At 71.7% G+C, this 6,347-nt stretch carries 5 protein-coding genes; 1 reads left to right on the top strand and 4 read right to left on the bottom strand.

Features of this window, described 5'->3' with window-relative positions; genetic code table 11:
• Both menD and C464_RS09970 read right to left on the bottom strand, forming a co-directional pair.
• Positions 1-699 (bottom strand): 2-succinyl-5-enolpyruvyl-6-hydroxy-3-cyclohexene-1-carboxylic-acid synthase (gene menD / locus C464_RS09975; RefSeq protein WP_006113569.1); only part of this gene is annotated, 699 nt, incomplete at its 3' end.
• A gap of 99 nt (positions 700-798) precedes the next feature.
• Complete coding sequence (locus tag C464_RS09970) at positions 799-1,191, bottom strand: DUF5830 family protein (protein ID WP_006113568.1); 393 nt, start codon at positions 1,189-1,191, stop codon at positions 799-801.
• Positions 1,192-1,319: 128 nt separating this feature from the next.
• Here C464_RS09970 and C464_RS09965 point away from each other — a divergent pair, with 128 nt between their 5' ends.
• Complete coding sequence (locus C464_RS09965; protein WP_049911048.1) at positions 1,320-1,685, top strand: hypothetical protein; 366 nt, start codon at positions 1,320-1,322, stop codon at positions 1,683-1,685.
• A 143-nt stretch (positions 1,686-1,828) separates the two neighbouring features.
• Here the strand turns inward: C464_RS09965 and C464_RS09960 are convergent, their stop codons facing one another.
• The gene (locus C464_RS09960; protein WP_006113566.1) at positions 1,829-3,190 is read right to left on the bottom strand and encodes an MFS transporter; all 1,362 of its coding nucleotides are present in this window, start codon (positions 3,188-3,190) and stop codon (positions 1,829-1,831) included.
• Between the two features lie 167 nt (positions 3,191-3,357).
• Positions 3,358-6,261: a UvrD-helicase domain-containing protein gene (locus C464_RS09955; protein WP_006113565.1), complete on the bottom strand. Its 2,904-nt coding sequence runs from the start codon at positions 6,259-6,261 to the stop codon at positions 3,358-3,360.
• Positions 6,262-6,347 lie beyond the last annotated feature (86 nt).

Below are 6,347 nucleotides of genomic sequence, written 5' to 3'. Positions count from 1 at the left end.
GATCAGCCCGCGGTCCGCCTCGCTCAACTCGGCCGCGAGCGCCCGGAGCTCGTCGTCGCCCGGCTCGGGCGCGCCCGCCGTCACGTCGACGTAGGGGCCGTCGCGCCCCAGTTCGGCCGCGGCCGGCAGGTCGTCGGGCACGTCGCCCCGGACCGGCGTCGGCTCCAGCGGCTTCTTGAACGGGACGTTGAGGTGGACCGGCCCCTGGTCCGCCCCCTCGGCGGTCGCGACGGCGCGGGCGACCGTCGTGCGGAGCGACCGGAGCGCCCGGTCGTTCGCGGCCGGCTCGGGGAGATCCTTATAAAATCGGACCGCGTCGCCGTACAGCTTCTCCTGGTCCGCGGTCTGGTTCGCGCCGGAGTCGCGGAGCTCCGGCGGCCGGTCGGCGGTGAGCGCGAGCAGGGGGACGCGGGCCTCGCTCGCCTCCATCACGGCCGGGTGGTAGTTGGCGGCGGCGGTGCCGGAGGTGCAGATCAGCGGCGTCACGCGGCCGGTCCTTCGGGCCCGTCCGAGCGCGAAGTACGCGGCGGAGCGCTCGTCGAGCTGCGAGAGCACGCGGAGCTCGTCGTGGCCCGCGGCGGCGACGGTCAGGGGCGTCGAGCGACTGCCCGGCGAGGCGACGACGGCGTCGACGCCCGCGGCGACGAGCTCGTCGACGAGCGCGTTCGCCCACAGGACGTTCCGGTTCGGCGCGGTCATTACCCCCGCTTCGGCCGCCGACCTAAATACTCCGGCGAGTTCGGTCGACGGTCGGGGGTCGCACGACCGACCGGCGGGCGAGCGCGCTCGCGGCCGCCCTCACTCCGACTCCGACGCCGACTCGCGCCCGGTCACCTTCCGGACGCACGATGAGCCGAACGGACCGAGTTCGCCCGCGTCCAACTCGACGAAGTGGCCCGTCGAGATGGAGGTCCCGCAGCGCCGACACTCGAAGTCGCCCTCGCGCGCGACGACTTGGCTCTCGTACTCGACGTAGGTCCCGCCGCGCCGGACCCGGAGCCGCGCGCCGTCGCGGTCGATCACGCCGCGCTTCTCGGCGGCGTCGAGGATGTCGCGGGTGAGCGCCGGGCTCGTCGTGATCGTCTCGATCCGGTCGACCGCCGCGGAGAGGTCGAGCTCCTCGCGCTCGACGTGGGCCAGCAGCTCGACGCCGAGTTCCAGCTTCTCCTCGCGGGTCGACGGCTCCGTCACGGGCGGCGAAACGGTGCGATCCCTCTTAAGTCGGCTGGATGGTGGGCCGAACGCCGGAGCGGCGGCCGGCCCGGACCGTCGCCTTCGCGAACCGGCAGTTTCACGTCCGGCGGCCGACACGTCCGCTCGTGGCTCGCACCCGCGATCGGTCCCGTCGTCGCCCCGCGTACCGCCGGCGTCCGAACGAGTTCTACTGGCTCTGGATCGCGGCGACCGCGACGTACGGCGTCGGCGACATCGTGTCGACCGTTGCCTTCCTCCGGTACGTCCCGACGATCGACGAGGCGAACCCGATCGTGCGGTTCGCGCTGGAGTCGTTCGGCCTCTCCGGGCTCGTGGCCCTGAAGATCGCCGTCTACCTCGTGATGCTCTGGATCAGCGTCGAGGGCGCGCGCGAGGGCGACGGACTCTTATACTACTTCCCTCCGGTGCTGCTCACGATCACGGGGACGTACCTGACCGCGAGCAACGTGCGCCTGCTGTGGCTCGCCTGAGAGGGGCTGACGGAGCGGATCGGCGACCGGGTCGGGCGATCGCTCGGCGGCGACTGACGCGCGACGCCGTCGCGGGCAACCTCACCGGCGGCGCGACGAGGGCGGATCGAAGCCCGAGCCGGCGGACTGAGTCCCGGACGGCGTCACGCGTACGCCTCGAACTCCTTCCCGAACGCGAGGAAGTAGCCCGTGCCGGCGAGCCCGATGACGGCCGCGACGGTGAACGCGACCTCGGGGCTGACGAAGTCCCACAGGTAGCCGCCGACCGCCGCGCTCGGGATGACGACGGTGTTCCGGAGCAGGTAGTACGTCCCCGTGACGCGGCCGCCGGCCCCGCTCTCGGCCGGGCCGACGATCAGCGCCTTGTGCGAGGGGAGCCCGGCGAACCGCAGTCCCGAGAACGCGAAGACGGCGACCATCACCGCCGACAGCGGGAGCGCCGACCCCGCCAACGTCGGGGCGTAGATCAACACGACCGGGAAGACGGCGTACACCGCGAACCCGACCGCGACGACCGGCTTGAGCCCGACCCGCTCCGCGAGCTTCGAGGCGGGGACCATAATCAGCAGCGCGACGAGCATCTCGACGCCGAGGAGGTAGCCGAAGAACGCCTGCGGCGAGAGGCTCACGTCGTACGAGAAGCCGCCGAGCGCGACGGTCGTATCGAGACCGACCTGGAAGAACTGGGTGACGACGAGGACGAAGAACACGTACACCATCCCGTTCGCGAACCGGACCAGCGTGTCGCCCACGAGCAGCGGCCGGAGCGGGGCCGGCATCTCCCGGAGGTCGCTCCGGATCTGCTCGACCCCCGCGAACGAGTCGCCGAAGGAGTCGCCGCTCGCGTCGTAGAGGACGTGCTGGACGAGCGTGCCGAGGACGCCGAAGACGACCGCGACCGCGAGGACGAGCCGGAAGCTCACCGTGAAATCCGCGCGGAGACCGATGAGGACCGCGGCCAGCACCGGCCCGACGAGGAACGCGGTCCGCCGGAACGTCTCCGTGCTGGCGAAGCCGGCGGCCAGCCGGGAGGGGTCGGTCGCCTGCTTCACGACCGCGAACGTCGCGCCGAGGCCGAACGACTTCCACGCCTGCGCGAGGACCAGCCCGACGAATATCCAGAGCCACGGCTCGACGACGACTCCCGCGATCTCGACCGCGCCGAGGCTCGGCGCGACGAGCCAGACGACGAAGCCGAGCGTCGACAGCAGCCCGAAGAGCGCCAGCGCGTACCGCGAGCCGACGCGGTCCGAGACGGCTCCGCCCGGATACGGGTAGAGCGCCGAGATGACGTTGCCGAACGTGCCGAACAGGCCGACCGCGAACCCGGACGCGCCGAGCGCGACCATGTACTCGGGGAGGAACCGGTTCGTCATCTGGAACCCGAGGCTGAACGCGAACATCGCGACCGACAGGACGAGCACGTCGCGCTCCAGCGCGAAGAACCGACGGAACGCGTCGAGCGGGCCGGACGCCTCGGCGTCCGCGGCGTCGCCCGCGCTCACGGGGCCGCCCCCGGGGTCCCGGATCGGTCACGGTCGTCGACGCCGGCGCGGGTCGGCCCTGCTGCGAGGAGCGCCATACGCGTCGTCCGGTTCGCGTCGGCAAAAATCCCACCCAGTCGCCCGGTTCGCGACAGAAAGTCCACCCCGTCTCGGACCGGCCAGCGGCGTCAGTCGGACGCCGAGTCAGCCGCGCGGACGAGCGAGCGCAGCGCATCGAGGCCGAGCGGTTCGATCGGCTCGCGCGTCCCATCGCCCGTGTAGAACAGGCTCGTCCGGACCGCCCTGTCCCCGAACCAGTCGTCGAGGACGTGGTAGTAGACGCTGAGCTGTTTCCGGTACTCGGGCTGCGCGCGCCGGGTGTCGTCCGTCTTGTAGTCGACGACGTCGACCCGGTCGTCGGTCACGCGGACGAGGTCCGCGATCCCCGAGACGGTGACGCGGCGGCCGCCGACCTCGATCGGGAGGGTGACCGGCTCCTCGACGTACAACTCGCCCGAGAGCCCGTCGAGGAACTCGACGACCCGTCGCTCGTGATCGTTCGACGGCGTCACGTCGTCGCCGAGCGCGTACGCCTCCGCGAAGTCGTGGACCTGCGAACCGAACGCCATTCCTCGGGTCTCGGCCTCGTTCTCGGCGGCGGCTCCGACCTCGGGGCCGGCCTCCGTCCGTTCGCCGGTCTCCTCGAACACCGTCTGGTCCATCAGCGAGTGCGGGGTGTGACCGACCGGTCCGTCCGGGGCCGTCACCGCGAACGGCGGCTCCGCGTCGGCCGGCTCGCCGCGGTCGAGCGGTTCGACGCTCGGGTCGACCGTCTCGACGGCGACCGGCAGCCCGTCGAGGAACGCGTTCGGGTCCTCGCCGGCGGCGAACACGACGTGGCTCTCCGCGCGCGTGACCGCGACGTAGAGCAGCCGGCGCTCCTCGTCGTCCGCGCGGGGCAGACAGCGCCGGATCACGTCGTGCCGCCAGTCGTCGTAGACGTGCGGGTGGGCCCCCGCCTCCGAGTACAGCTTCCGCTGGCGGAGCCCGACCGGGTCCCGATACTCGAAGACGCTCGACCCGCTCGCCCGCGGCGGGAAGCGCCCCTCGTTCATGTTCGCCATCACGACGATCGGATACTCCAGCCCCTTCGCCGCGTGGATCGTCTGGACGGTCACCGCGTCGTCGCCCGCGGTCGCGCTGACGTCGACGGTGCTGCCGGTCTCGATCCCGCGCTCGACGAGCCGGATCAGGTCGCCCCGCGTGGCCGTCGTGGCGTCGTGGATCGACTGGACCGCGTGGAGGAGGGCGTCGGCGGTGTCGCCGGAGAACCCGTAGCGGTCGAGGACGCGGCGCGCGACCGCGCCGACCGAGGTCAGGTCGCGGAGTTCGTCGCGGAACGCGGCCGCGTCGGCCGGGTACGACCCGGTCTCCAGCACGCGGTCGATCTCGTCGAACGCGTACCCGGTCTCTTCGAGGATCACCGCCCAGCCGCGGTCGGCGTCCGATTCGAGGACGCGGAGCCACGCGAGCAGCAGCTTCGCCGGGTCGGTCCGGAACAGCTCGACCCCGCCGTCGTAGGCCATCGGGAAGCCGTACTCGTCCGCGACGCCGAGCAGTTCGCGACCGTAGGCCCGCGTCCGCGTGAACACCGCGACGTCCCCGTACTCCGGGAGGCGCGGCTCGCCGTCCTCGCCCTCGACGGCGTACTCGTCGTTGCCGACGATCTCTTGGACCGTCGCGAGGACGGCCTCGTGTTCGTCCTCGTGCGCGACGCCCTCGACGACCGTGTTGTCGAAGGCGGCGTTCGAGGAGAGTTCGACGACGTCGTCGAGCGGGGCGTCGACGGTCTCGCCGCTCGACGCCGGCGTCGCGATCGCCCGCTCGGAGAGGTCGATGACCGACGCCGTCGACCGGTAGTTCTCCCGCAGTTCGATCCGGGTCGGGTCGGCCGCGCCGAACGAGGTCCGGTCGCCGTCGGCGTTGAGGTCCGCGGCGAACCGCTCCAGCCGGTCCTCGAAGTCGAGGATGTTGCGCACGTCGGCGTACTGGAACGAGTAGATGCTCTGCTTCCAGTCGCCGACGACGCAGAGGTTCCGCCCGGCCGACAGCAGCAGCGCGAGCTTGAACTGGACCTCGCTCGTGTCCTGGAACTCGTCGACCATGACGTACTCGAACTGCGCCGCCTCCCGCGCCCGCTCGTCCTCGCAGAGGAGGACGAACGCGAACAGCTGGAGGAAGCTGAAATTGAGGTAGTTGCGCCGGAGGGCGAACCGGAGGTACTCGACGTAGACCTCGCGGACGAACGACTTGAGCGCCTCGCGGTCCTCGCGGAAGACGTCGCGCGCTACGTCGTCGTCGAGCCGCTTCGTCCCGCGTCCGCCGCGGAGTTCCGACTTCGACGGGGCGTCCGGTGGGTACGTCTTCCCCCGGCCGAAGCGGCTCAGGTCCTCCCGCAGGGGGGACTGTTTCCGGCCGTCGTTCCGGGGTCGGTTCGCCGCGTCGAAGCGCTCTTTGAAGACCTCGAAGTCGCCGTCGAGGTGCGCCTCGCCGTCCCGATACCACCCGTCGGCCGCGGGGAAGATGCCCTTCGACGCGAGCTTCTCGATCAGGTCGAGGAGTTCGCCCGGATCGGAGAGCGCCCGGTAGAACGCGGCGTGCTCCGGGTGGGCGTCGCGGAAGCCGCCGAAGAACTCGCGGAAGCGCTCTGCCTCGACGAGCTCGTCGTCGACGACCCGCGTCGACCCCGTGATCCGCTCGTCGAGGCCGAGGTGCGTCGGCGCGGCGTACCCGTGTTCGCGGAGGAGCTCGTGGCAGTGCGAGTGGAACGTCCGGATCGGCGCGTCCGCCAGCTCGCGCACGCCGTACTCGCTGTGGTCGACGACGCGTTCTTTCATCTCCGTCGCGGCGCTCCGCGTGAACGTCGCCAGCAGCACGTCGTCCGGGTCGACGCCGGCCCGGTCGACGATCCGCCCGTAGCGGCGGGTCACCGCGAACGTCTTGCCGGTCCCGGGACCGGCGTCGACGAGGTACGTCCCCTCGGTGCTCTCGATGAGCGTCCGCTGGGCGTCGTTCGGCGTGGGCCCCGTCATCGGTCGCCTCCCAACAGCAGGTCGCGGTTGTCCACGCGCCGGTAGTTCGGCTCGCCCGAGAGCCCGTCCACCGGGAACCGCTCCTC

It is taken from the genome of Halorubrum coriense DSM 10284, from assembly GCF_000337035.1.
GTDB lineage: Archaea > Halobacteriota > Halobacteria > Halobacteriales > Haloferacaceae > Halorubrum > Halorubrum coriense.
Note: the sequence above shows the minus strand (reverse complement) of the source record. Positions and strands in the feature narration are given on the sequence as shown.